Annotated in this window: 24 protein-coding genes and 1 pseudogene; 7 read left to right on the top strand and 18 right to left on the bottom strand. The window is 71.0% G+C overall.

The window, feature by feature from the left end; genetic code table 11:
- Nucleotides 1-338 precede the first annotated feature (338 nt).
- Nucleotides 339-1,146 (top strand): IS5 family transposase gene (locus AOQ53_RS40540; protein ID WP_167745695.1). Its coding sequence is split into 2 segments (ribosomal slippage): nt 339-667 and nt 666-1,146, totalling 810 coding nucleotides; the frame shifts between segments, so codons are not numbered across the junction.
- 347 nt (nt 1,147-1,493) lie between these two features.
- Here AOQ53_RS40540 and AOQ53_RS08915 read toward each other — a convergent pair.
- From AOQ53_RS08915 to AOQ53_RS08905, 3 genes are all read right to left on the bottom strand, one after another.
- Entirely contained in the window at nt 1,494-1,913 is a 420-nt protein-coding gene (locus AOQ53_RS08915; RefSeq protein ID WP_059416442.1) for a DUF6578 domain-containing protein, read from the bottom strand.
- A gap of 128 nt (nt 1,914-2,041) precedes the next feature.
- The gene (locus tag AOQ53_RS08910; protein WP_078945219.1) at nt 2,042-3,172 is read right to left on the bottom strand and encodes a serine hydrolase domain-containing protein; all 1,131 of its coding nucleotides are present in this window, start codon (nt 3,170-3,172) and stop codon (nt 2,042-2,044) included.
- A complete protein-coding gene (locus AOQ53_RS08905; RefSeq protein WP_059416441.1) occupies nt 3,169-4,524 on the bottom strand; it encodes a multidrug effflux MFS transporter in 1,356 nt (451 codons plus the stop codon). Before AOQ53_RS08905 ends, AOQ53_RS08910 begins: the two co-directional genes overlap by 4 nt.
- A gap of 85 nt (nt 4,525-4,609) precedes the next feature.
- Between AOQ53_RS08905 and AOQ53_RS08900 the strand changes: the two genes are divergently transcribed.
- On the top strand, nt 4,610-5,644 hold the full coding sequence (locus AOQ53_RS08900; RefSeq protein ID WP_059416440.1) for a Gfo/Idh/MocA family protein: 1,035 nt from the start codon (nt 4,610-4,612) through the stop codon (nt 5,642-5,644).
- Here the strand turns inward: AOQ53_RS08900 and AOQ53_RS08895 are convergent.
- Complete coding sequence (locus AOQ53_RS08895) at nt 5,631-7,271, bottom strand: alkaline phosphatase D family protein (protein ID WP_059416439.1); 1,641 nt, start codon at nt 7,269-7,271, stop codon at nt 5,631-5,633. The two genes, AOQ53_RS08900 and AOQ53_RS08895, sit on opposite strands and share 14 nt — an antisense overlap.
- A 133-nt stretch (nt 7,272-7,404) precedes the next feature.
- Between AOQ53_RS08895 and AOQ53_RS08890 the strand changes: the two genes are divergently transcribed.
- Entirely contained in the window at nt 7,405-8,163 is a 759-nt protein-coding gene (locus AOQ53_RS08890) for an SDR family oxidoreductase (protein ID WP_059416438.1), read from the top strand.
- A 291-nt stretch (nt 8,164-8,454) separates the two neighbouring features.
- Here the strand turns inward: AOQ53_RS08890 and AOQ53_RS45905 are convergent.
- From AOQ53_RS45905 to AOQ53_RS08880, 3 genes and pseudogenes are all read right to left on the bottom strand, one after another.
- Nucleotides 8,455-8,936 (bottom strand): annotated as a pseudogene (locus AOQ53_RS45905) (D-alanyl-D-alanine carboxypeptidase family protein); the annotation flags it as partial.
- Between the two features lie 79 nt (nt 8,937-9,015).
- The gene (locus tag AOQ53_RS08885; RefSeq protein ID WP_078945214.1) at nt 9,016-10,002 is read right to left on the bottom strand and encodes an aldo/keto reductase; all 987 of its coding nucleotides are present in this window, start codon (nt 10,000-10,002) and stop codon (nt 9,016-9,018) included.
- A 59-nt stretch (nt 10,003-10,061) separates the two neighbouring features.
- Nucleotides 10,062-10,388, bottom strand: a complete 327-nt coding sequence (locus AOQ53_RS08880) for a hypothetical protein (protein ID WP_059416436.1) — start codon at nt 10,386-10,388, stop codon at nt 10,062-10,064.
- A gap of 145 nt (nt 10,389-10,533) precedes the next feature.
- Between AOQ53_RS08880 and AOQ53_RS08875 the strand changes: the two genes are divergently transcribed.
- Genes AOQ53_RS08875 through AOQ53_RS47300 form a run of 4 tightly spaced genes read left to right on the top strand, consistent with a single transcriptional unit; the run spans nt 10,534 to nt 12,450 of the window.
- Nucleotides 10,534-11,091 carry a DoxX family protein gene (locus AOQ53_RS08875; protein WP_059416435.1) on the top strand — a complete coding sequence of 186 codons (558 nt, stop codon included), beginning with the start codon at nt 10,534-10,536 and terminating at the stop codon, nt 11,089-11,091.
- Nucleotides 11,092-11,139: 48 nt separating this feature from the next.
- Nucleotides 11,140-11,517, top strand: coding sequence for a MazG-like family protein (locus AOQ53_RS08870; protein ID WP_059416468.1), 378 nt, complete (start codon nt 11,140-11,142; stop codon nt 11,515-11,517).
- 13 nt (nt 11,518-11,530) lie between these two features.
- Nucleotides 11,531-12,319, top strand: a complete 789-nt coding sequence (locus tag AOQ53_RS08865; protein WP_059416434.1) for a condensation domain-containing protein — start codon at nt 11,531-11,533, stop codon at nt 12,317-12,319.
- Entirely contained in the window at nt 12,316-12,450 is a 135-nt protein-coding gene (locus AOQ53_RS47300) for a hypothetical protein (protein WP_269085441.1), read from the top strand. The genes AOQ53_RS08865 and AOQ53_RS47300 overlap by 4 nt, the downstream gene beginning before the upstream one ends.
- 13 nt (nt 12,451-12,463) lie before the next feature.
- On the opposite strand, the gene AOQ53_RS08860 is transcribed toward AOQ53_RS47300, so the two are convergent.
- From AOQ53_RS08860 to AOQ53_RS08810, 11 genes are read right to left on the bottom strand one after another with little or no spacing between them, the layout of a single operon-like run.
- Nucleotides 12,464-13,246, bottom strand: a complete 783-nt coding sequence (locus AOQ53_RS08860) for a hypothetical protein (protein WP_059416433.1) — start codon at nt 13,244-13,246, stop codon at nt 12,464-12,466.
- A 48-nt stretch (nt 13,247-13,294) separates the two neighbouring features.
- Nucleotides 13,295-13,783 carry a hypothetical protein gene (locus AOQ53_RS08855; protein WP_236711634.1) on the bottom strand — a complete coding sequence of 163 codons (489 nt, stop codon included), beginning with the start codon at nt 13,781-13,783 and terminating at the stop codon, nt 13,295-13,297.
- Entirely contained in the window at nt 13,780-15,057 is a 1,278-nt protein-coding gene (locus AOQ53_RS08850) for an MCE family protein (RefSeq protein WP_059416431.1), read from the bottom strand. Before AOQ53_RS08850 ends, AOQ53_RS08855 begins: the two co-directional genes overlap by 4 nt.
- On the bottom strand, nt 15,054-16,358 hold the full coding sequence (locus tag AOQ53_RS08845; protein WP_059416430.1) for an MCE family protein: 1,305 nt from the start codon (nt 16,356-16,358) through the stop codon (nt 15,054-15,056). Before AOQ53_RS08845 ends, AOQ53_RS08850 begins: the two co-directional genes overlap by 4 nt.
- On the bottom strand, nt 16,355-17,470 hold the full coding sequence (locus tag AOQ53_RS08840; protein WP_059416429.1) for an MCE family protein: 1,116 nt from the start codon (nt 17,468-17,470) through the stop codon (nt 16,355-16,357). The genes AOQ53_RS08845 and AOQ53_RS08840 overlap by 4 nt, the downstream gene beginning before the upstream one ends.
- Nucleotides 17,467-18,627: an MCE family protein gene (locus tag AOQ53_RS08835; RefSeq protein ID WP_236711633.1), complete on the bottom strand. Its 1,161-nt coding sequence runs from the start codon at nt 18,625-18,627 to the stop codon at nt 17,467-17,469. Before AOQ53_RS08835 ends, AOQ53_RS08840 begins: the two co-directional genes overlap by 4 nt.
- Nucleotides 18,624-19,661, bottom strand: a complete 1,038-nt coding sequence (locus AOQ53_RS08830) for an MCE family protein (RefSeq protein WP_059416428.1) — start codon at nt 19,659-19,661, stop codon at nt 18,624-18,626. Before AOQ53_RS08830 ends, AOQ53_RS08835 begins: the two co-directional genes overlap by 4 nt.
- Nucleotides 19,658-20,899: an MCE family protein gene (locus AOQ53_RS08825; protein WP_059416427.1), complete on the bottom strand. Its 1,242-nt coding sequence runs from the start codon at nt 20,897-20,899 to the stop codon at nt 19,658-19,660. The genes AOQ53_RS08830 and AOQ53_RS08825 overlap by 4 nt, the downstream gene beginning before the upstream one ends.
- A gap of 8 nt (nt 20,900-20,907) precedes the next feature.
- A complete protein-coding gene (locus tag AOQ53_RS08820; protein ID WP_020270085.1) occupies nt 20,908-21,723 on the bottom strand; it encodes an MlaE family ABC transporter permease in 816 nt (271 codons plus the stop codon).
- Between the two features lie 3 nt (nt 21,724-21,726).
- Nucleotides 21,727-22,497, bottom strand: a complete 771-nt coding sequence (locus AOQ53_RS08815) for an MlaE family ABC transporter permease (protein WP_010036858.1) — start codon at nt 22,495-22,497, stop codon at nt 21,727-21,729.
- Complete coding sequence (locus AOQ53_RS08810) at nt 22,494-23,423, bottom strand: ABC transporter ATP-binding protein (RefSeq protein ID WP_059416426.1); 930 nt, start codon at nt 23,421-23,423, stop codon at nt 22,494-22,496. The genes AOQ53_RS08815 and AOQ53_RS08810 overlap by 4 nt, the downstream gene beginning before the upstream one ends.
- Nucleotides 23,424-23,513 lie beyond the last annotated feature (90 nt).

The following is a 23,513-nucleotide window of genomic DNA, read 5'->3' as shown; positions in this document are numbered from 1 at the left end:
TGGCCACGGAGCGCCGCAGGCCCCCCGAACCAGTAGGGGGTGCCTATTGCTTGAGCTAGCGCACCGGGCAGGAACTGGTCGCATTGAGGCATACCCGACGGCAGCGAGTTGATCGTCGACAAGCAGGCCGAGCTGGCCTCGGCCGGCCAGCTCCACCGGTACAGCTCGGGAGCACTTGGAGCATGAGCACGGCAGATCTGACAGACCAAGCGATCGTTCCTGAAGCGGATCCGCCGGTGGCCCATCCGGCCGACGAGTTCCAACGGGCGTGGTCGAGCGCCGCTGAATCACCTCTTTAGACACCGTTCCTGATGGCGTGATCGCTCGTTGAGCCGTGCATGACGGATCTGGTCGAGCGGTTGGTGCCGGACGAGTTGTGGACGCTGTTCCGGCGGGTGGTCCCGCCGACGGAGGGCATGCGCCCCCAAGGCGGCGGCCGCCGACGGGCCGGGGACCGCGAATGCCTGGCGGCAATCATCTTCGTGGCCACCTCGGGCTGCACCTGGCGGCAGCTGCCGCCGGTGTTCGGGCCGGCCTGGCCCACGGTCTACCGGCGCTTCGCCCAGTGGAGCCGGGACCGGGTCTGGACCCGGATCCACCGCGTCATCCTCGACGAACTCGGCGCTCGGGGTGAGCTGGACTGGTCGCGGTGCGCGATCGACTCCGTCGCGTCCGGGCGGCAAAAGGGGGCCACTGACCGGACCGAATCCGACCGACCGCGGCAAGCCGGGATCGAAAATCCACCTCATCACCGACCGAAACGGCCTGCCGCTGTCGCTGGGCATCTCCGGCGCCAACACGCACGACAGCCTCGGCCTGAAGCCGCTCGTGCGTGGGATCCCGCCCATCCGCTCCCGCCGCGGACCCCGCCGCCGGCGTCCGGCCAAGCTACACGCCGACAAGGGTTACGACTACGACCACCTGCGGAAATGGCTCCGCGAGCGCCGCATCCGCCACCGCATCGCTCGCAAGGGCATCGAGTCGTCCACGCGGCTCGGCCGACACCGCTGGGCCGTCGAAAGGACCGTGTCCTGGCTGGCCGGATGCCGAAGGCTGCACCGACGTTACGAGCGAAAGGCCGAACACTTCCTGGCCTTCGTCGGCATAGCCGCAGCCCTCATCAGCTACCGCCGACTCACCAAATGAAACGACGTCTTAGGGTCCCCAAGCGTGCGGTCGGCTTCCGGGGGCTCCAGCTCTGAAGGGAATGGTTGCATCCCCGGCCTGCCTGGGGGCGGACCGGAGAATCGTCCGGGACCTGACCGACGGTCGGGCTTCGTCGATGGCCAGCAGATGACCTGCCAGAGCCGACCGCGCACCATCCCCTCTCGTGGGCATCACCCGATTCGTAGCTATGGCCGGATCGGTCAGTGACGGTCATACCGGCCGCCCCGATGCCCCGGAGGGACGCCACCGGACGGGGTCGGTTGCTGGGGTCGCGGTACGGAACTGCTGTACAGCGACCGGGCAGGAAGCCTGTCCCGCCGACTCCTTCATTGACTGCGAGCAGCCGCACCTTCCGGCCCACCTGTGGCACGCCGGGCTGTCACCAGATAGCCCGCGAAGCTAACGTCCGGCCTGGCCTTCGCCCACCCGTCCGCCTCCTTGACCGGAACCAGCACGGTCGTGCCCGGAACGGGGCGGTTCACCTTGTCCGTAGCGCCCGGGGGTACCCCGAAACGGCAGTGCACCTCGGCGATCGACACCACCTCCAGCGAGGTGGGTGCGTGCCCCTCCCCCTGGCCGTGATGCTCCTCGCGGAAGTCGATCTCATCCGCACGTTCGCTGCCAACGACGTCGGCGTAATCCTCCGGATCGACCTCAAGCAGCGTCCAGGAGACGACATCCCCTGGCGCGAAGCTCTGTCCGCAGCACTGGATCTGCCAGTCATCGACCCAAATCGTCAACGTCATGCCGCCATTGTCCGCCGAGCGACCTGAGCTCATCAGGGGCCTCGCGCATGATCTACGACCCCCGCTTCAGGAGAGCGGTGCTCGCGCCCGGCCCCTCATCACCGCCCCGCACATCATCGCTCCCCCTCTCACATCCCCCGCACCGCCCGCGCCACCCGCGACCCCGCCGCCGCCCTCGGCGCGCTGTCCGGGCGGCGGCGGCGCGGGTGGACCGCGTTGGTGAGGAGGATCAGGAACGTGTCCGTCGCCGGGTCGAGGACGAGGGACGTGCCCGTGAAGCCCGTGTGGCCCGCCGCGCCGCGCCCCGCCAGGTCGCCCATGAACCACGGCTGGTCGAGGGAGAAGCCCAGGCCGGGTGGGGTGAAGAGGAGGTCGACGAAGTCGGGGCCGAGGATGCGGGCGGGGCCGTAGGAGCCGCCGGCGAGGAGGGTGCGGCAGAACACCGCGAGGTCCCGGCCGGTGGAGAACAGGCCCGCGTGGCCCGCCACGCCGCCCAGCGCCCAGGCGTTCTCGTCGTGCACCTCGCCCCGCAGCATCCCCCGGTCCGCCTTGGCCCACGGCCGCCGCTGGTCCTCCGTCGCCGCCGCCCCGGGGCACGGCCCGAACTCCGTGGCCGTCATGCCCAGCGGCCGGGTGATGCCGTCGCGGAAGAGGGCCTCGAGCGCGCGGCCGGTGATGCGTTCCAGGACGTGCTGGAGGAGCAGCATGTTCAGGTCGGAGTAGCGGTACGTGCCCGGTGCCGCGACCGGCGCCTCCGTGCGCAGCGCCGCCAGCCGCTGGGCGTCGTCGGCGCAGTCGTACAGCGGGAGTTCGGGCCGCAGCCCGGAGGTGTGGGTGAGCAGCTGCCGTACGGTGATGCCGTGGCGGGCGGCCGCCGTGAAGTCGGGCAGGTACGCGCCCACCTTCGCGTCGATGCCCAGGGTGCCGCGCTCGATCTGCTGCACGGTGGCCACGGCTGTGAACAGTTTGGTCAGGGACGCCAAATCGAAGGGTGTGCCGACGGTCATCGGGACCCGGTCCTCGGCGGGCAGTTCAACGCCGGCGTCGGTGTCCTCGTCGTAGGCCGAGTACCGCACGGCCCAGCCCGCCGCCTCCTCCACCGCGATCACCGGGCCGCGTCCGACGACCACGACCGCGCCCGGCGCCCAGGGGCGCTGCCCGGTTGTGAGGACGTGGACCTCCCGGACCAGGTGACGCAGTTCCCCGGGGTCGAGTCCGGCCCGTTCCGGTGTGCCGTCGCGCAGTCTTGGTGCGCTCAGCTGTCTGCTCCCTCCGTGTTCACGCGCCTGCTGTCCGTCTTTCCGTCCGTCTTCCCGGCCGTGCTTCCGTCCGTCTTCCCGTCCGTCTTCCAGGGTCGGCACATTCCCACGAAGCAGGCCAGTGCCACCAGGGCGGCGGCCAGTTGGACGACGGCCATCGGGACGGCCGTGTCCTCCCCGGCGACGCCGACCAGCGGGGAGGCGATCGCGCCGATGAGGAACGACGACGTGCCGAGCAGGGCGGACGCCGAGCCGGCGGCGTGCTTGGTGCGCATCAGGGCGAGTGCCTGGGTGTTGGGCAGGGTGATGCCCATCGCGGACATCAGCACGAACAGCGCGACGGCGACGGGCGCGAGAGGGACCTCGCCGAACACGCCGAGGGACATCAGCAGCAGCGCGGTCGCGGCGGTGATGACGATCGACAGGCCGATCCCGAGGACGCGGTCCAGGCTGACCCGGCCGACGAGGACCTTGCCGTTGATCTGGCCGACGACGACCAGCCCGACCGAGTTGACGCCGAACAGCAGGCTGAACGTCTGCGGGGAGGCGCCGTAGATCTCCTGGATGACGAACGGGGACGCCGAGATGTAGGCGAACAGGGCGGCGAAGGCGAAGCCGCCGGTGAGGGTGTAGCCGGCGAAGGAGCGGTCGGCGAGCAGGCCGCGCATCGCGCGCAGGGCCTCGCCGACGCCACCGCTGTGGCGCTGCGCGGGCGGCAGGGTCTCGGGCAGCCTCGTCCAGACCAGGGCCCCGATCAGGATGCCGATGACCGTGAGGACGACGAACACGCCCCGCCAGTCCGTCACGCGCAGGACCTGCCCGCCGATGAGCGGCGCCACGATCGGGGCGACCCCGGAGATCAGCATGAGGGTGGAGAAGAACCGGGCCATGGCCATGCCGTCGTACAGGTCGCGGACGACGGCTCGGGCGATGACGATCGCGGCCGCGCCCGCGAGGCCCTGGGCCAGCCGGAAGGCGACGAGGAGTTCGACGGTGGGCGCGAGCGCGCACAGGACGGTGGCGACGACGAAGACGCCGAGTCCGGCGAGCAGCGGGCGGCGGCGGCCCCACCGGTCGCTCATCGGCCCGACCACGAGCTGGCCGAGCGCCATGCCGGCCAGGCAGGTGGTGAGGGTGAGCTGGACGGTCGCGGCGGGGGCGTGCAGGGCGCGGGTGACCTCCGGCAGGGCCGGGAGGTACATGTCCATCGCGAGCGGAGGGACGGCGGTCAGGCTTCCGAGGAGGAAGGTGACCAGGAGCCCGGTGCGGCGGTGCGGTGTGAGGCTGGGCCGCTCCGTCCCGGCTGCGGCCCCCTGCTCGGTGTTCGATATGGACGCCCCACCCTCGGGCATGAGTCCCTCCCTTTTCGAGTCGATCGCCACCTATGCTCTCAGCTCGTACGGACTGCTCGGGTTACGAGGTGAAGGCGGGACGGGAATGACGGCGGACACGGTGCGGTGGGGGATCCTGGCGACCGGAGGCATCGCGGCGGCGTTCACCGCGGACCTGATCGACCTGCCGGACGCGGAGGTCGTGGCGGTGGCGTCCCGGTCCGAGGCGTCGGCGAAGACGTTCGCGGAGCGGTTCGGGATCCCCCGGGCCTACGGCGACTGGAGCGCGCTCGCCCAGGACGAGGACATCGATGTCGTCTACGTCGCCACGCCGCACACGGCCCACCGGACCGCCGCCGGTCTGTGTCTGGCGGCCGGGCGGCACGTGCTGTGCGAGAAGCCGTTCACGCTGAACGTGCGCGAGGCGGCGGAACTCGTCGCGCTGGCGCGGGAGCACGGGCGCTTCCTGATGGAGGCGATGTGGATGTACTGCAATCCGCTGGTGCGGCGGCTGAAGTCACTGGTCGACGACGGCGCGATCGGCGAAGTGCGCACGGTCCAGGCCGACTTCGGGCTGGCCGGGCCGTTCCCGCCCTCCCACCGGCTGCGGAACCCGGAGCTGGGCGGGGGCGCGCTGCTCGATCTCGGTGTGTATCCGGTGTCGTTCGCGCAGCTGCTGCTCGGGGAGCCGTCGGACGTCGCGGCGAGAGCGGTGCTCTCCGAGGAGGGCGTCGATCTCCAGACGGGAGCACTGCTCTCTTGGGAGAGCGGCGCTCTCGCCTCGGTGCACTGCTCCATCGTCGGCGGTACGGCGACCTCCGCCTCGGTCACCGGCTCGCAGGGCCGTATCGACATCCCGCACGGCTTCTTCTTCCCGGACCGCTTCGTGCTGCACCGTGACGGCCGTGACCCCGAGGAGTTCACGGCCGACCCGGCGGACGGGCCCCGCAACAGCCTCCGTCACGAGGCGGCGGAGGTGATGCGCGCGCTGAGCGCCGGTGAGACCGAGTCCCCGCTCGTCCCGCTCGACGGCACGCTCGCCGTGATGCGGACGCTCGACGCGATCCGGGACCGCGTCGGCGTCCGCTACCCGGGCGAGACCCCGGACGAGGACCTCGCGGCCGAGCTCACGCCGGCTTGAGCCCCTGCTCCCCCACCTGGGTCACGAAGGACGCGGCCGTCGTGACCGGCGCCTCCTGCCTGGTCACGTACGGCACGGTCTTGAAGTCGGCCCGTGCCGACTCCTGCCCCAGGGCGACCGTGACGTAGCCGCGCCGCCCGTTGAAGAACTTCAGGTGCGGGTTGGCGGACATGTAGGTGTCCCAGGTGGCGGGCTTGTCGGCACCGTCCCGGCCGCTGGAGACCGACGTCGCCACGATCTCGGTGCCGAGCGTCGTGGAGTTCTGGTCGTCGAAGTCGTCCTTGATGTCGAAGGCGTACGCCGCGTGCACGTCGCCGCTGAGCACCATCAGGTTCTCGACGCCGGCGGCCTTCGCCCCGTCGAGGACGCGCCGACGTGAGGCGCTGTAGCCGTCCCAGGCGTCCATCGACACCCGCGACGGAGTGGTGGCGTCCATGTGCCGCCGGGCGAACAGGACCTGCTGCGGTACGACGTTCCACAGCGCCCGCGAGGAGCGCCAGCCGTCGAGCAGCCACCGTTCCTGCGTCGCCCCGGTCATGGTGCGCGCCGGGTCGTCGGACTCGGGCCCGGGGACGTGCGCCTTGTCTCCGTAGGCCTGGTCGGAGCGGTACTGGCGGGTGTCGAGGACGTCGAACTGGGCGAGCCGGCCCCAGTGCAGGCGGCGGTAGAGCCGCATGTCGGGTCCGGCGGGGCGCTGCGGCCGGCGCAGCGGCTGGTTCTCCCAGTAGGCGCGGTAGGCGGAGGCGCGGCGCAGCAGGAACTCCTCCGGCGGGACGCTGTTCTCGGGGACGTCGTCGGCGTAGTTGTTCTCGGTCTCGTGGTCGTCCCAGGTGACGACGAAGGGGTGCGCGGCGTGCGCGGCGCTCAGGTCGGGGTCGGACTTGTAGAGGGCGTACCGCAGGCGGTAGTCCTCCAGGGTCAGGGTCTCGCGGTTGAAGAGGTCCGGCAGCGTGCGGTCGGTGTAGTTGCGCTGGCCGCCGACCGGGTTGACGGCGTACTCGTAGAGGTAGTCGCCGAGGTGGAGGACGAGGTCGACGTCGTCGGCGGCGAGATGGGCGTACGGCGTGTAGTAGCCGTCGTGGTAGGCCTGGCAGGAGACGGCGGCGAGGGTGAGTTCCGGGACGCGGCTGCCGGGGTCCGGGGCCGTGCGGGTGCGGCCGGTCGGGCTGACCCAACGGCCCACGCGGAAGCGGTAGTAGTAGACGCGTCCGGCGTCCAGGTGGCTCACCTCGACGTGGACGGTGTGGTGGAACTCGGGGTGCGCGGTGGCGGTGCCGCGCCGGGCGACGCGGCGGAACCGCTCGTCGTGGGCCAGCTCCCAGTGGACGGTGACGCGCTCGGCGGGCAGTCCGCTGTCGGCCTGGAAGGGGACGGGCGCGAGGCGGGTCCACAGGATCACGGAGCCGGGCAGCGGGTCGCCGGAGGCGACGCCCAGCGTGAACGGGTTCTCGGTGATCCGCGCGGCGTCGAGTTCGGCGGCGGCCGCGACTCCCGGGGACGGCAGGTTGGTCGCGAAGGCCAGCGCGGCGGCGGCGCCGGTGGCGGTGAAAAAGCGGCGGCGGCCGATGTGCCGGGCGGCCGCGCGAAGTTCGGGGGCGTGCTGGGACGGGTGTGCTGCGGGTGTCATCCGGTCCTCCCCTGACGAATGGCTCAGGGGGCATTGGAGTGGCCGAGGACGACACCTGGTCGACACGTACACAGCACTCGCGTGACGGATGGGTGAGTTCCGCATGGCGGGTCCTCCCGTACGCTGCGGGCCCATGAATGCCAAGGAAAATGCGATCGCGGTGGTGACCGGGGCGGGCTCCGGCATCGGCCGGGCGGTCGCCGTGGAACTGCTCCGCGGCGGTTGGTCGGTGGCACTGGCGGGGCGGCGCGCCGAGGCGCTGGAGGGGACGGCGGCCCTGGTGCCGGGGGGCGCGGCTCTCGCCGTACGGACGGACGTCTCACGGCCCGAGGACGTGACCGCCCTGTTCGCCGCCACCGTCGAGCGCTTCGGGCGGGTCGACCTGCTGTTCAACAACGCGGGCACGTTCGGACCCGGCGGTGTGCCGGTCGAGGAGCTGCCCTACGAGGCGTGGCGTCACGTGGTGGACACCAACCTCAACGGGGCGTTCCTGTGCGCGCAGGCGGCGTACCGGCAGATGAAGGAGCAGGAGCCGCAGGGCGGGCGGATCATCAACAACGGCTCCATCTCCGCGCACACGCCGCGTCCGCACTCGGTGGCCTACACAGCGACCAAGCACGCGCTGACCGGCCTGACCAAATCACTGTCGCTGGACGGGCGGCCGTACGGCATCGCCGTCGGGCAGATCGACATCGGCAACGCGGCGACCGACATGACGGCCCGTATGCAGACGGGAGCGCTTCAGGCGAACGGCGAGGTCGCCCCGGAACCGGTGATGGACGTCGCCGACGTGGCCCGCACGGTGCGGCACATGGCGGAGCTGCCGCTGGAGGCGAATGTGCAGTTCGCGACCGTACTGGCCACGGCGATGCCGTACGTCGGGCGCGGCTGAGCCCGGGAGCGGAAACTCGTCAACTCGTCAACCTGCACAAACGGAATTCGAAAGTCCGCACCATTGCGGCCGGTCGGACGCTTATGCTCAACTTGCCTACACGAAAGCTTCACAGTTGGAGCAGAGAACCTCCGTCTGAGGGCTTCGGTAGGCCATGTCCAGGGGGGCGGCGGCAGTCGTTCCACGGCACCGGGTGGGGGTGGACCCCGCGTGGGACCGCGGGGTGCGCACCGGTGCGTGTGGAGCGACTGCCGCTTACATCTAGGCCGGGTGCCGTACGGCCGGTGGACGTCATTCGCGGTGCTGTCCCTTCGCGGGCCCGGACGCCCCGCGCCGCCACAACGCCCAGCCCCCGCCCGCCAGGAGCGCGACCAGGTCCCGGCGCCTTCCACCAGCCGCCCCGCCGAGGGCCCGCGCGCGGCCCTGCCGATGGCGGCGGACCCGCGCGCGGGTGACGGCTCCGCTCCCCGCCCCTCGCTCACGGGCTCGACCAGCGTGCCCACCGCCCGTGCCGACGCACCCGGCGCGAAACCCCAGTCGAGCAGGGCGGCGGCCTCCTCGTAGACGGCGTCGGCGCTGTTGCCGGGGTGCATGACGGTGACGAGCAGGGTGCGCCCGGCTCGCGTGGCGGCGCCGGTGAAGGTGTTGCCGGCGTCGGTCGTGTAGCCGTTCTTCACACCGATCAGCCCCGGATACGCCCGCAGGCCCCACGCCCCGCCCAGCAGCCGGTCGGTGTTCTGGATCTGGAACGCCTCCCCGCCCCCGGCCGGGAAGTAATCCCGCGACGTGACGAAGCGGAACCGCGCCGGCGTGCACGGAACGTTCAAAGACCGGCCCAAGGTCCCGCAAGGATCAGCGCCCGAGCAGCCGGTCGACCTCGGTCAGCTGCGCGCCGGTCAGTGCCCCCTTCTCCAGCGCCGCCGCGTTCTCCTCCGCCTGGGCGACCGATCGGAAGCCGGGGATGGGAATCGTGCGCGGGCTGCGCGCCCACAACCAGGCCAGGGCGCCCTGGCCCAGCGTGCGGCCCTCGCTGGTGAGGACGTCCCTGACGGCGTCGACGCGGGCGAGCCACTCCGGGTCGGCGCCGGATCCGTCACCGAAACCCTGGAGCCAGGCCGGGGGCCTGCTGCGGATGTCACCGGCCTCCAACGGCTGCCCGTGCCGGCGTTTCCCGGTGAGCAGCCCCATCGCGAGCGGACTGCGGTTGACGCTCGCGAGTCCGGCCTCCTCACACAGCCGGATCATCGCGGGCGCGTCCTGGAGAACGTTGAGGGCGTGCTGGACGGCGGCGCAGTGCGGCCCCTCGGCGAACACGGCGGCTCGGGCCGGGTCGTCGGTGCTCCACGCGTAGGCCCGTATCAGGCCCTCGCGGACCAGTTCCTCGCACGCGTCCCGGAGCAGGGCGGCCTGCTCGGTGTCCGCGTCGGACAGATGGAACTGGTAGAGGTCGACGTAGTCGGTGCCGAGGCGGCGCAGGGACGCGGTCAGGGCGCGGCGCAGGTGGGCCGGCGAGGCGTCGCTGCCGGTGAGGGTCCGGGTGGCCTCGTCGAACACGTTGCCCCACTTGGTGGCGACGACGGCGTCGGCCCTGCGCTTGCCGAGGGCCCGGCCCAGCACGCGTTCGCTGTGTCCGGCGCCGTAGGTGTCGGCGGTGTCGAAGAAGGTGACGCCCAGGTCGAGGGCGCGCCGCACCGCCCGGACCGACTCCTCGTCGTCGACTCTGCCCCAGCCGAGCGGCTGCCCGTCGGCCCCCTGCCATTCGCCGCCGATGGCCCAGCAGCCGAAGCCGAGGGCGCTCACCTCGATGCCGCTGCGTCCCAGCGTCCGTGTGGTTTCCATACCCGGGGATGCTAGGAGTTGGAGCGCACGCGAAGGCAAGGCCCGGTGGGGGCTGGGTGTCAGGCCTGACCGGTCTCGAAGCGGGAGATCCGGCCGTCGTCGTCCACGGTGAAGCTCCACCGGGTGCGCATCTCGCCCCAGGTGTCGTTGCTGTAGCGGGCGATGAGGGCGCGGCCGCCGTTGGACTCGTTGTCGACCTCCAGGTGGCCGTGGGAGGAGAAGATCTCCCGGTCGACCCAGTCGGCGAGGTCGCGGTCGGAGCCGTCGTCCGCCATGGTCGCGCCCGGCGCGAGGAGCGCCATGAAGGCCTCACGGTCGTGGTTGTTCACGGCTGCCACGAAGGCGCGGACGGCCGGATCGCTGAGGCGCGTGGTCTGAATCGTCATGCCAGTCAGCCTCGTACCGGCCGCCCCGCCACGCCACCCGTGCCACCCGAACGGCGTCCCGGGCGGGTCCGGAGGGCGTCGGGGGTGCGACGGTGGGAAGGCGACGGGGAGTGTTCTGTTCCTGCTGTCTGCTCCAGGAGACGACGTGAGGCGTTACGACCGGGGTGATCTGGGCCTGCTGCTGCTTCGGCTGGGGACGGGCGGTGTGCTGGCCGCGCACGGCACGCAGAAGCTGTTCGGCTGGTTCGGCGGGCACGGCATCGAGGGGACCGGCCAGTTCATGGAGTCCGTCGGCTACGTCCCCGGCAAGACGAGCGCGACTGCGGCGGGCCTCGCCGAGACCGGCGGCGGCGCGCTGCTGGCCCTGGGCCTCGCCACACCGGCGGCCGGAGCCGCGGCGGCCGGTGCGATGGCCGGTGCGGCCGCGGTGCACACGCCGAACGGCTTCTTCAACCAGGGCGGCGGCTACGAGTACGCGGCGACGCTGGGTCTCACGGCCGCCGGCCTGGCCGTCACCGGCCCGGGAAGGCTCTCCCTGGACCACGCGCTCGGGCACGCGGTGAACCGGGGCTGGATGATTCCGGCGGCGTTCGCGGCGACGGCGGCGGGGACGGCGCTGGTCGTGGGGGCGCGCGCCCGGCGGCTGCGGAAGGCGAAGGAGGGCGAGCAGGACCCGCTGTTCGAAGAGGAGTTCATGGAGTAGCCGTCGGGGGCGCCTCGCTGTCAGACCCTCGTGGCAGGCTGCCGCCCCATGAACGATCACACACCTCAGGCCCCGCCCTCGCCCGACCTGTGGGCCACCATCGACACCCTGTGGGAGTGGCTCGACTCCCACCGCCCGGTCGAGGGCCGCGAGGACGCGCTGCTGCGCATCCTGAAGCTGTCCGAGGAGGTCGGGGAGGTCGCCCAGGCGGTGATCGGCGCGACCGGCCAGAACCCGCGCAAGGGCGTGACGCACACCTGGGACGACGTGCAGTCGGAACTGTGCGATGTCGTCATCACGGCACTGGTGGCGCTGCGGACCCTGACGCCGGAGGCGCGGGAGGTCTTCGCCCGGCATCTGGAGCGGGTGACACGCCGGTCCACGGCACGGTCGGCACCAGCGGACGTCCCGCGTCCGTCGCTCTGATCATCGAGGCGACTTGGACCCCGAGGTCCTGCACCAGGCACTCATCGACTTGGTGGCACGCCACCACGCGCTGCGCGGCAGGCCGGTCCGCCGAGGGGACGGACGGTACGAGGTCGAAATCCTGGCGGAAGTCCCTGTGACGCTGCCGATCGCCGACCTGCGTGCCCACGCCGGGGAGGCGGAACGCGTGGACCACTGGTGCCGCGAGCAGGCCTCCACCCCGTTCACGCTGGACCAGGCCCCTCTCTTCCGCTTCCGCCTGGCCCGTCTCGCCGAGGACCACTGGGTCATGGTGACGGTCTTCCACCACGCGGTGTGTGACGGCTGGTCCCTGAGCCTCATCAGGCGCGACCTAGGGGAGCTGTACAACGCGCGACGATCCGGAACAGACCCCCAACTACCGGTCACCGTCGCCCAGTTCACGGACTTCGCCCGATCGGAACACGCACTGCCGGACGAGCGCAGGACAGTCCTGGAACGCTTCTGGCGCACGGAACTCGACACCATCCCGCTACGCCCGCCCCTCCCCTACGACCACCCGCACCCGGGCAAGCTCTCCGGCCGGGGCGCCCTGCACACCTGGACCATCGCCGACGACACACCCGCCCGCCTGACCAGCACGGCGACCCGCCTGGGCGTCACGGCCTACACCGTCCTCGCGGCCGCGTTCGCCACGTGGCTGGGCGATCTCTGCGGCGAGGAGAACGACATCGTCCTGGCGGCCTCCAGCGCCAACCGCGTCCAACGCGGCCGCTCCCCCTTCCCGCCCAGGGCGTGGCCCGCAACGAGCTCTACGTCGTGATCGCACCCGAGGCCGACTCGATCACGGTCACGTTCGAGTACTCGACGGACCTGTTCACCCACGAGACGGTCGAGGCGTGGGCCGGGTCGTTCACCGAGGCGCCGAGGTCCGCGGTGGACTCGGGCGGCTGAAGGAAACCGCTCGTCACAGCGCGTCCACCGCGCTCACCTTCCACCCGTCGCCCGTGCGGTCCATCGTCATCCGCACCCGGTTCTGGTCCACGCGGGACCCCGAGACCTGGGTGCTCTCGGTGACCTGGTTGACGAAGAGCAGGACCACGACCTTGTCGGGGGAGGCCGAGACGACGGAGGCGGCCGGGGCGTCGCCGGAACCGGGGGCGGCGACCGTTGCCTTCACCACGCCGTGGTACTTCCTGGCCGTCGGGGCGACCACGGTCTTCGTGGTCTTGCCGTACTCGTCGCGGAAGTCGCCGGTCAGGTGGGCGCGGGCCGTCGAGAAGTCCTTGTCCAGGCGGCGGTAGTCGTACGACAGGACGATCGGCGCCGCTTTTCTCGCGGCCGCGAGCGCCTCGGTCCGGGCGGTCTCCGTCAGGCGGCCGTCGCGGTACTGCCATCCCAGGGCGGCGAGCGCGACCAGGCCGACGACGAGCAGGACGGCCAGGACCAAGGTGAGCGGCCTCCGACGGCCGCCGCGGCCGGGCTCGCTCCGCTCCTGGGGCCCGTCCTCCTCGAACGACTCCGGCGACGGCTCCGGCGGGTCGTCCCAGCCGTCCTTCGGGGCCTCGACGAGGACCGTGCGTCCGGCGCGCGGCCGCTCGGCCCGGCGCGGGGACTCCTCGTCGCCGGCCGTCGCCGCGCCCTCTTCGCGATGGCCGCGCTCCGCGCGCTTCGCCGCCGCGCGGGCGGCCGCCGTCATGGTGCGGCGGGTGCCGGGACCGGGGGCGCGGCCGGTGGTCGTCTTCGGCATGGTGGTACTCCTCGTCGGTGCTTGTCGGTCGGCGAATCGGCCCGTGGGTCAGCCGACGAACTCGACGTCGGACGTCAGCCAGTGGCCGTCCTTGTGTACGAGGTCGAGCTGGAGCCGGTACGTGCGCGCTTCCCCCTCGGGCACGGCGGTGTTGGTCACCTTGCTGTCGGCGACCACCAGTACGCGGGCCGAGTCCTCGTCGGAGCGGACGATGCCCGCCTCCAGGACCTGGCCCTCCGACACGGACTTGTTCTGGGCCACCAGCTTCGTCAACTGGTCCGTCTGCGCGGTGAACTGCTTCTTGAACTCGCCGGTCGCGCCCGCCAGTACGTTCGCGCTGTCGCGGTCGTAGTGCCGGTAGTCGAGGGAGGTGAAGTTCAGCGCCGACTGGCGGGCCGCGGCCAGGATGCCCTGGCGTCGCTGGTCCGCCTCGCGCTGTTCGTAGAGGCCGAAGGTCAGCCAGAGTGTCAGTGCTGTGGTGATGACGGTCGCCGCGACGAGTCCCGCTGTCATCACTCTGGGTCGCACCGGCCTCATGCCACGGGGCCAACGAGCAGCCATTGCCACGACTCCTTTCCGAACACGGCCTGCTGGCCGCCCGTCGAGCCGATCTCGACGTTCCTTCCGTCCGGGCCGGTGGTGGTGCCGGTCTCCGGGTCGTACGGGGTGACGTACGTCGCCTGGTTCGCGCCGCCGCCGGCGGTCGACGCGCCCGGGGCGTTCTGCGCGCCCCGTACCGACGACTCGCTGCCGCGCGGGAGCGTGCAGCGGGCGTGGGTGTTCGCCTCGCGTGTGCTGGTGTCCGCGGGGTCGCGGCGTGCCGTGCCGTACCCCTGGGTGCAGGCCGGCGGGTCGTCGGCGTTCAGCACCAGGCCGAAGTGGGTGGTGCCGTCGCCCGGGACGACCGTGTAGCTGCCCGCGACCATCAGCGGGAAGGTGACCAGGGCCTGCTCCACGCCGGGGAGGCGGGCCAGTGTGACCTGGCCGCCGCTGATCAGGTTGGCCAGCAGGACCGACAGCTGCGGCCCGGTCGACTTCAGCAGCGAGTTCAGCTCCTGCGCCGCCGGCCGCGCGTTGCCGATCAGCTTGCGCAGGTCCCCGTCGCTGGCCTTCAACTGGGCCGAGAGCGCCGCCAGGTCGCGCGCGAACGACTTGATCGACGAGCCCTGGTCGGCCTGCGTCTTCAGGACCTTCCGTGAGTCCTCGATCAGGGCGATCGTCTCCGGCAGCGCCTCGGACGCCGACTCGACCAGGGTGTTGCCCGAGTCCACCAGGCGGCTCAGGTTCGGGCCGGTGCCGGCGAAAGCCTTGCCCAACTCGTCGACCGTGACCCGCAGGTCGTCCTTGCCGACCGAGTTCACCAGGCGGTCCAGGCTGAGGACCATGTCCGTCGTCGACAGGGGCACCCGCGTGCTCTCGCGCGGGATCGTGCTGCCGTTCAGCAGGTACGGGCCGCGGGAGCTGCGGGGCTGAAGGTCGACGTACTGCTCTCCCACCGCCGAACGGTTCGCCACCACTGCCAGCGTGTCCGCCGGGATGCGCGGCGCGCCGTCCTCGATGTCGAGCGCGACCGAGACCCCGTCCGGGCCGGTCAGGCGCAGTGCGCCGACCTTGCCCACGGGCACCCCGCGATACGTGACCTCGGCGCCGGGGAAGACACCCCCGGAGTCGGCGAAGTCGGCCCGCACGGTGTAGCCGCGGTCCAGGACCTCGTCCACCAGGCCCGTGTACTCGGCGCCGACGTACGACACCCCCACGGCGGTGAGGGCGGCGAAGGCGATCAGTTGCGCCTTGACCGTACGGGTGATCACGGCTGGACCCCCTTCAGCATCAGCTCGGCGAGTTCGAGGTTGATCCCCGCGGGCCAGTCGCCCCCGGTGCGGTGGCCGCTGGAGCCGTACCCGGCGGTGCACACCGGCGGGCACAGCGGGCCGCCACCGCCCGAGGGGGCCGGCGGGGGCGACGGCACGCTCGGACCGCTCGGCAGCGCGGTGGGCTTCGGCACGTCCGGCAGATCCGGTGCGTCCGGGAGATCCGGTACGTCCGGCAGGTCCGGGGGCTCGGGTAGCTCCGGTACCTGGGTGTCCCCGCCGTTCCCGCCGCCCGGTTCGTCCGTCAGGTTGCCGTAGATGCCGGCCAGATCGAGGTCCGCCGTTATGTGCAGGTTGACGTAGTCACCCTTGATGGCGTCCACCACGTTGCGCGGGAACGGGTACGTCGTCAGCAGCTCCAGGGAGTTGGGCAGGTCGCTGCCCGCCTTGTTGAGCTGTTGCAGGATCGGCCGCAGCCGCTTGAGGTTGGCGACCGTGTCGTCGTGCGAGGCGTTGACCACCTTGGTGCCGGTCCTGCCCAGCTTGGACAGGGCGGTGAGCATCCTCGTCAGGTCGCGGCGCTGGTCGGCCAGGACCTTCAGGGCGGGCGGCATCGCGTCGACGGCGTCGGCGATCGTCGTCTTCTCCTTGCCCAGCCGTTTGGCCAGCCGGTCCACGGCCTTCAGCGCGCGGACGATGTCCCGGCGCTGGTCGTCCAGGCCGCCGATGAAGGTGTCGAGCTCCTTGAGCAGGGACTTGACCCGGTTCTCCCGGCCCTCCAGGGCCTTGTTCAGCTCCGTGGTGATCGTCTTGAGCTGGGCCACGCCGCCGCCGTTGAGGAGGGCGGACAGCGCGGACAGCACCTCCTCGACCTCCGGGTTGCGGCCGCTGCGGGACAGCGGGATCACATCACCGTCGCTGAGCCGGCCGACCGGCGTGTTTTCCAGCGGCCTGGACAGCGCCACGTACTTCTCGCCGAGCATGCTGGTCTGCCGCAGCTCGGCGATGGCGTTGGCGGGCAGTTTCACCGAGTCGGCGACCCGGAGGCGGACCCTCGCGTGCCAGCCCTCCAGCTCCACCTTCTCCACCGCGCCCACCGTGACGTTGTTGACCTTGACCGCCGACTGCGGGACCAGGTCGAGGACGTCGCGGAACTCCACGGTGACGTGGTAGGCGTGGCCGTCGGCTGCGGCTCCGCCGGGGAGCGGGACGTCGTACCAGCCGTTGAACTCGCAGCCGGACAGGAGCAGCGTCCCGACGGCCGCCCACGCGACGGCCCCGCCCTTGCGCAGTGGCCTCATGCGCGCGCCCCCAGGATTCCGCCGAGGGTGCGGTCGACCGTGCCGGTGACCGCCGGGCCCTGTGGCACCTTCGGCAGGGAGTCGAAGAGGTCCCTCAGGTCGCCGCAGTCGGTCTTCTCCCCGGTCGTCTTCAGGATCGAGCACAGCAGAGAGGCCGGATCCTGCGGATGGTCGGGGTTGTTGCGGGTGTCGAGGGTGCCGGCGGAGGGGTTGTAGGCGTTGTTCAGGTTCGACATGCCCGTCGGCGCGACCTCCAGCAACTCCTCCAGTGCCGCCCGTTGGGTGACGAGCACCTTGGTCACCTTGCTCAGGCCTTCCACGTTCGAGGTCAGGGACTTCTTGTTCTTCTTCACGAAGGCGGACACGTCACCGAGCGCCGTGCCGAGGTTCTTCAGTGCCGCCGCCAGCTCTTCTCGCTCGCCCGCGAGTTGCTCGGCGACCTTGGCGAGGCTGCTGTTGAACGACCGCACGCTCTTGTCGTCGGCCGCCAGCGCCGCCGTGAACACCTGGAGGTTGCGGACCGTGCCGAACAGGTCCGTGCGGCCGTCGGAGAGAGTCGTGACCGCCTCCGAGAGGTCCCCGACCATCCGGTGGAGGTTCTTCCCCTGGCCGTCGAGGTTGTCGGCGCTGACGCCGAGCAGCCGTGACAGGGCGCCGTCCTTGTTGGCCCCCTCGGGGCCGAGCGCCTCGGCCGTGGTGTGCAGGCTGTCGAAGACGCGGTCCAGTTCGACCGGCACGGCCGTACGGGACTCGGGGATCTCGTCACCGTCCCGCAGCACCGGACCGCTCCGGTACACCGGCAGCAGCTGCACGTAACGGTCGCTGACCACCGAGGAGTTGATGATCGCGGCCTGCGCGTCCGCCGGGACCTTGCGGTCCGCGTCGTACTCCAGCTCCACCCGCACCCGGCCGCCCTCCGGCGTGATCTTCCTGACCTCGCCGATCCGCACGCCCAGCACCCGGACGTCCGAGCCCGGGTAGATGCCGACGGTGCGCGGGAAGTACGCCGTGACGCGGGCCGGCTCGGTCCGCGGCCACAGGACATAGGTGAGCGCGGCTACCAGGGCCAGGGCGGTCAGCAGGGCCGCGCGCTTCTTCCAGCGATTGCTCACTGCGTGCCTCCCGTTCGCGGTACCACCGGGGCGGCGACCAGGTTCTGGACGTAGGAGTCGAACCAGCGGCCGTTGCCGAGGGTGTTGGTGAAGACCCGCACGTAGGGGGCCAGGAGCTTGATGCTCCGGTCCAGGCTGGACTGGTTCCGTTCGAGCATCTTCACCACGGTGTTGAGGCCCTTGAGCGCGGGCCCGATCTCCTTGTCGTTGTCCTGGACCAGGCCGGAGAGCTGGATGCCGAGCGCGGCGGAGGTCTTCAGCAGCTTGTGGATCGCCGCACGCCGCTTGCTGATCTCCTTGAACAGCTTGTCGCCGTCCTTGACCAGGGCGGTGAAGTCTCCCGACCGGTCGGCGAGTACGCCCGTGACGCCGTTCGCATGGTCGAGGAGCTCCCCGAGGGCCTTGTCGCGCGAGGCCACCGTCCGGGAGATCTTCGACAGGCCCTTGATGGACGCCCGTACCTCTTCCGGTGAGTCCTCGAAGGTGGTGGAGATGGTGTCCAGGGCCTTGGCCAGCTGGTCGGTGTCGACCTTCTCCGTCGTGGTGGTGAGATCGCTGAAGGCCTGCACGACGTCGTACGCGGGGACGGTCCGCTTCAGCGGGATCTCGCTGCCGGGTTCCAACCGGCCCCGCCCCTTGGGGTGCAGGGCGAGGTACTTCGCGCCGAGGATCGTCTTGACCCGGATCGACGCGCCGGTCTCGGTGCCGAACGCCGGCTCGTCCTTGATCTTGAAGGTGACCTTGACGTGGTCGCCGTCCAGGTCGACCTCCTCGACCTTGCCGACCTTGACCCCGGCGATCCGCACCTCGTCGCCCGGCTTGAGACCGCCCGCCTCGGCGAAGGCGGCGCTGTACGTCTCGCCGTCGCCGATCACCGGCAGGCGGTCGGCGTTGAACGCGGCCACGGTCAGCAGCGCGAGGACGGTGAGTCCGATCGCGCCGATGACGATGGGGTTGCGCTCGCGGAAGGGACCGAGACGCGGACGGCGGAGCCGTATCCTCGGCAGCTTCGGCGGGTCGACACGGACCTTGATCAGCGGCTGCGGACGCGGCTTGCGGCGCGGCACGAGCCTTATCTTCGGCAGCCGTACTCTCGGCAGCTTCGGCGGTTCCACCCGCACCTTGACCAGCGGCTCCGGGCGGTGCTTGCGGCTCATGCCCCGCACCTCGCCCTCGCCACGTGCATCTCGGGCGTGAGCACCTGCTTCGTCTTCGGCAGCACGATCCGGCCGTCGAAGTCGCACAGGTAGAAGTTGAACCACGAGCCGTAGGACGCCGTCCCCGTGAGCTCGTTGAGCTTGTTCGGCAGCCTCTTCAGCACGCCCTCCACGGTCTTCTCGTTGTCGTTCAGCGTCCCGGTGAGGTCGGTCAGTTCCGCGATGTCGTCCTTCAGCGGCGGACGCGCGTCCTTCAGCAGGCCCGAGGTGGCCTCCGTCAGATCGCCGATGCTCACCAGCGACTCCCCGATGGGCTTGCGGTCGGCGGACAGGCCCGAGATGACCCGGCGCAGTTGCTTCAGCAGTCCGGAGAAGCGGGCGCCGCGCTTGTCGAGCGTCTCCAGCACGGTGTTGAGGTTGTCGATCACCGAGCCGATCAGCTTGTCGCGGCCGGCCAGCGTCGTGGTGAGCGACGCCGTGTGCGTCAGCAGGCTGTTGACGGTGCCGCCCTCGCCCTGGAGGGTCTTGATGATCTCGGTGGCGAGCTGGTTGACGTCGTTCGGGCTGAGCGCGGCGAACAGCGGCTTGAAGCCGTTCAGCAGCGCGTTCAGGTCGAGGGCGGGCTGGGTGCGCGCGAGCGGGATCGTGCCGCCGGGGCGCAGCCGGGTGCCGTCGCCGGCGCCCTCGGTCAGCGCGACGTACCGCTGCCCGACCAGGTTGCGGTAGCGGATGACGGCGCCCGTGCTGGTGAGCAGCGGCCGGTCCCGGCTGACCGTGAAGGTGACCTCGGCCAGCGTCCGGTCCTTGATCCGGATGCCCTCGACCTCGCCGACCCGCACTCCGGCCACCCGGATGTCGTCGCCCTCCTCCAGGCCGGTGACATCACTGAAGACCGCGCGGTACTCGTGCTCGGGGGTGAAGGAGATGTTCACGATGGTGGCGGCGAGCAGGGCCGTCGCCACCATCGTCACCAGCGCGAAGAGACTGAACTTGATCAGCGGAGCGGCTGTCTGCCGGGCACCTGTGGTGCTCATGCGACACTCACCGCCGTCCCGCGCGCCATCGGCCCGAACAGCAGCGTCGCGACCGGCGGCACCTCGTCCGCGGGCACCCCCAGCACCGGCGCCACCAGCGAGCCGACGGCCCGCTGCTCGGCCCGGGTGGCGGAGACGCCGAGCGAACCGCCCGAGGTCGAACCCGGCTTTTTGGAACCGTCGTCGAGGTGGGTGCCGGGCGCCGGCACCGGAGGATGCGGCAGATCGCGGCAGTTGGGGCCGGACCGCTCGCCGTAGCGCGGTTCCTCACCCGGTTCGTACGCTCCCTGCGGCCGTACGACCTCCAGCGTGATGTGCATCTTGCCGCCCCGGAACGCCTCCTCGGACACCTTCTCCTGCCGGACCAGGCCGGCCAGCAGACAGGGGTACTGGGGGGAGTAGCGGGCGAACAGCTCCAGCGTGGGGCGGGAGACCCGGCCGAGGGTGATCAGCCGGTCGCCATTGGCGTCGAGGAAGTCCTCCGCGGTGCCCGCGACGGTCGCCGTGGACGTCAGCGCCGCCGCCAGCCGGTCCTTCTGTTCGACGATCGTGCGGCTGGTGGTGACGGTGTTGCGCAGGATCTCCATCAGGTCGGGCGCCGCGTCGCCGTAGACCTCGGCGACGTCGGCGAAGCGTGCGATGTCCTCTTTCAGGGACGGCAGGTGCGGATTGAGGCGGCGCAGGTAGGCCTCCACTCGCGTGAGGTTGTCGCCGATCCGGTCGCCGCGTCCCTCCAGGGCGGTGGCGAACGCGGAGAGCGTGGCGTTGAGCTTGCCGGGCTGGACCGTCCGCAGCAGGGGCAGCAGGTCGTTCATCAGCTGCTGGACCTCGATGCCGACGCGGGTGCGGTCCTGGGTGATGACGTCACCGGCGCGAATGGGCCGGCCCGATGAGCCGCGCGGTGCGACCAGGTCGACGTACTTCTCGCCGAACAGCGTCTTGGGCAGCAGGCGCGCGTGCACGTCGGACGGGATGTGGGCGACGTGCTCCGGCTTGAGCGCGATGTCGAGCGTCGCCTTCGTCCCGTCGGCCCGCACTTCGCGCACCTCGCCGACCAGCAGCCCGCGCAGCTTGACGTCGGCCCGTGGATCGAGCTGGTTGCCGAGGCTGTCGGCCTCCAGCGTGATCCGCACGACCGGCGTGAACACCTGCTGGTAGACGGCGACGGACAAGGACAGCAGCAACGCGAGCACGGCGATGAAGACGACGCCGTACAACCGCAGTCTCAGCACCCTCATACGGCGGCTCACCCCGCGATCCGTACGGTCGTGCTGGCGCCCCAGATCGCCAGCGACAGGAAGAAGTCCAGGACGTTGATCGCCACGATCGAGGTCCGCACCGCGCGGCCCACCGCGACGCCGACGCCCGCCGGACCGCCGCTCGCGTAGTAGCCGTAGAAGCAGTGCACCAGGATGATCAGGACGGCGAAGACCAGCACCTTCCCGAAGGACCACAGCACGTCCACCGGGGGGAGGTACTGCTGGAAGTAGTGGTCGTACGTGCCCGTGGACTGCCCGTAGTAGCCGGTGGTGATGGTGCGGGCGGCCAGGTACGAGGACAGCAGGCCGATCACGTACAGCGGGATGACGGCCACGAACCCGGCGATCATCCGCGTCGTCACGAGGAACGGCAGCGAGGGCACGCCCATGACCTCCAGCGCGTCGGTCTCCTCGCTGATCCGCATCGCGCCGAGCTGGGCGGTGAACCCGGCGCCGACGGTCGCGGAGAGCGCGAGCCCGGCGACCAGCGGGGCGATCTCACGGGTGTTGAAGTACGCCGAGAGGAACGCCACGAAGTTGGAGGTGCCGAGCTGGTTGAGCGCGGCGTACCCCTGAAGCCCCACTTCCGTGCCGGTGAAGAACGACAGGAAGGCGATCACGCCGACCGTGCCGCCCACGACGGCGAGCGCGCCCCGGCCGAAGCTCACCTCGGCGAGCAGCCGCAGGATCTCCTTCTTGTAGCGGCGCAGGGTGCGCCCCGTCCACGCCAGCGAGCGGCCGTAGAAGGAAAGTTGGGTGCCCAGCGCCTCGAGGGACTTCAGTGGGCGGTCGATGAGTCTCATCGGCTAACCCCTCTGGGGGACGACCTGGAAGTACACCGCGGTCATCACGAAGTTGGTCACGAACAGCAACATGAAGGTGATCACCACCGACTGGTTCACCGCGTCGCCCACACCCTTGGGTCCGCCCTTCGCGGTCAGCCCCTTGTAGGAGGCGACGATCCCGGCGATCGCGCCGAACACCAGCGCCTTGACCTCGGCCGCCCACAGGTCGGAGAGCTGGGCGAGCGTGGTGAAGGAGGCCAGGTAGGCGCCCGGGGTGCCGTTCTGGAGAACGACGTTGAAGAAGTAGCCGCCCGCCACGCCGACCACCGACACCAGGCCGTTGAGCAGCACCGCCACCAGCATCGACGCCAGCACGCGGGGGACGACCAGCCGGTGGATGGGGTCGATGCCCAGCACCTGCATCGCGTCGATCTCGTCGCGGATCTTCCGCGCCCCGAGGTCGGCGCAGATCGCCGTGCCGCCGGCGCCCGCGATCAGCAGCGCGGTGACGATCGGCGAGGCCTCGCGCAGCACGGCGAGCACAGAGGCGGCCCCGGAGAAGGACTGGGCGCCCAGCTGCCGGGTGAGGCTGCCGATCTGGAGCGCGATGACCGCCCCGAACGGGATGGAGACCAGGGCCGTCGGCAGGATGGTGACGCTCGCGACGAACCACGTCTGCTGGATGAACTCCCGCGCCTGGAAGGGCCGTCGGGGAATCGTCCGGACGACGTCCAGCGCCATCGCGAAGAGGCTGCCCGAGTGCCGCAGCGCTCCCACCGGTGACAGGCTCACGCGCCGGCCACCTCCTTCTGGTGCAGCGCCGCCTCGCGCCGGGCGATGGCCTCCCAGCGGGGTGGCCGGGAGATGCCCGGCCCCGGCAGCAGGCGGGGAGCCGGCGCCTGAACGCCCGCGCTGTCGTCGATCTGCGCGAGCTCCTGCTCGACCTGCGCCGCGTCCTTCTCCTCCGCCATGCCGATCGGGCCCTGCATCCGGCCGTTCAGGAACTGCCGCACGACGGGCTCGTCGCTGGCCAGCAGCTCTTCGCGCGGCCCGAACATCACCAGCTCGCGGCGGAACAGCAGCCCGATGTTGTCGGGCACCTGGCGGGCCGAGGCGATGTCGTGCGTGACGATCAGGAAGGTCGCGTTGATCTGGGCGTTGAGGTCGACGATGAGCTGGTTGAGGTAGGCGACACGGACCGGGTCGAGGCCCGAGTCGGGTTCGTCGAAGAGGATGATCTCCGGGTCGAGGACGAGGGCCCGGGCCAGCCCGGCGCGCTTGCGCATCCCGCCGGAGATCTCGCCGGGCAGCTTCCCCTCCGCGCCGATCAGCCCGACCATGTCCATCTTCTCCAGCACGATGCGCCGGATGTCGCTCTCGGACTTACGGGTGTGCTCGCGCAGCGGAAAGGCGATGTTGTCGTACAGGTTCATCGAGCCGAACAGCGCCCCGTCCTGGAACAGCACGCCGAACAGCTTGCGCACCTCGTACAGGTCGTGCTCGCGGAGCTTGGTGATGTCACGGCCCTGGATCGTGATGGAGCCGCGCTCCGGCTTGAGCAGGCCGACGAGCGTCTTGAGGAACACCGACTTGCCCGTGCCGGAGGGCCCGAGCATGACCGATACCTCCCCGGCGGGCAGCGTCAGCGAGACGTCCTGCCAGATGACCTGGTGACCGAAGGACTTGGTCAGCCCTTCCACACAGATCTCGACACCCATCCGGTCCACCCTTCGGCCCATGGAGCAGCTCTGACATCTGCTCTACGGGGAGGGGCGGGGCGTCCGTCGCTCGAGTGGCGGGTTTTTTTC

The sequence above is a fragment of the Streptomyces azureus genome, from assembly GCF_001270025.1.
Lineage (GTDB): Bacteria > Actinomycetota > Actinomycetes > Streptomycetales > Streptomycetaceae > Streptomyces > Streptomyces azureus.
The sequence above is the reverse complement of the archived record's forward strand: the minus strand, read 5'-3'. Positions and strand labels throughout refer to the sequence as shown.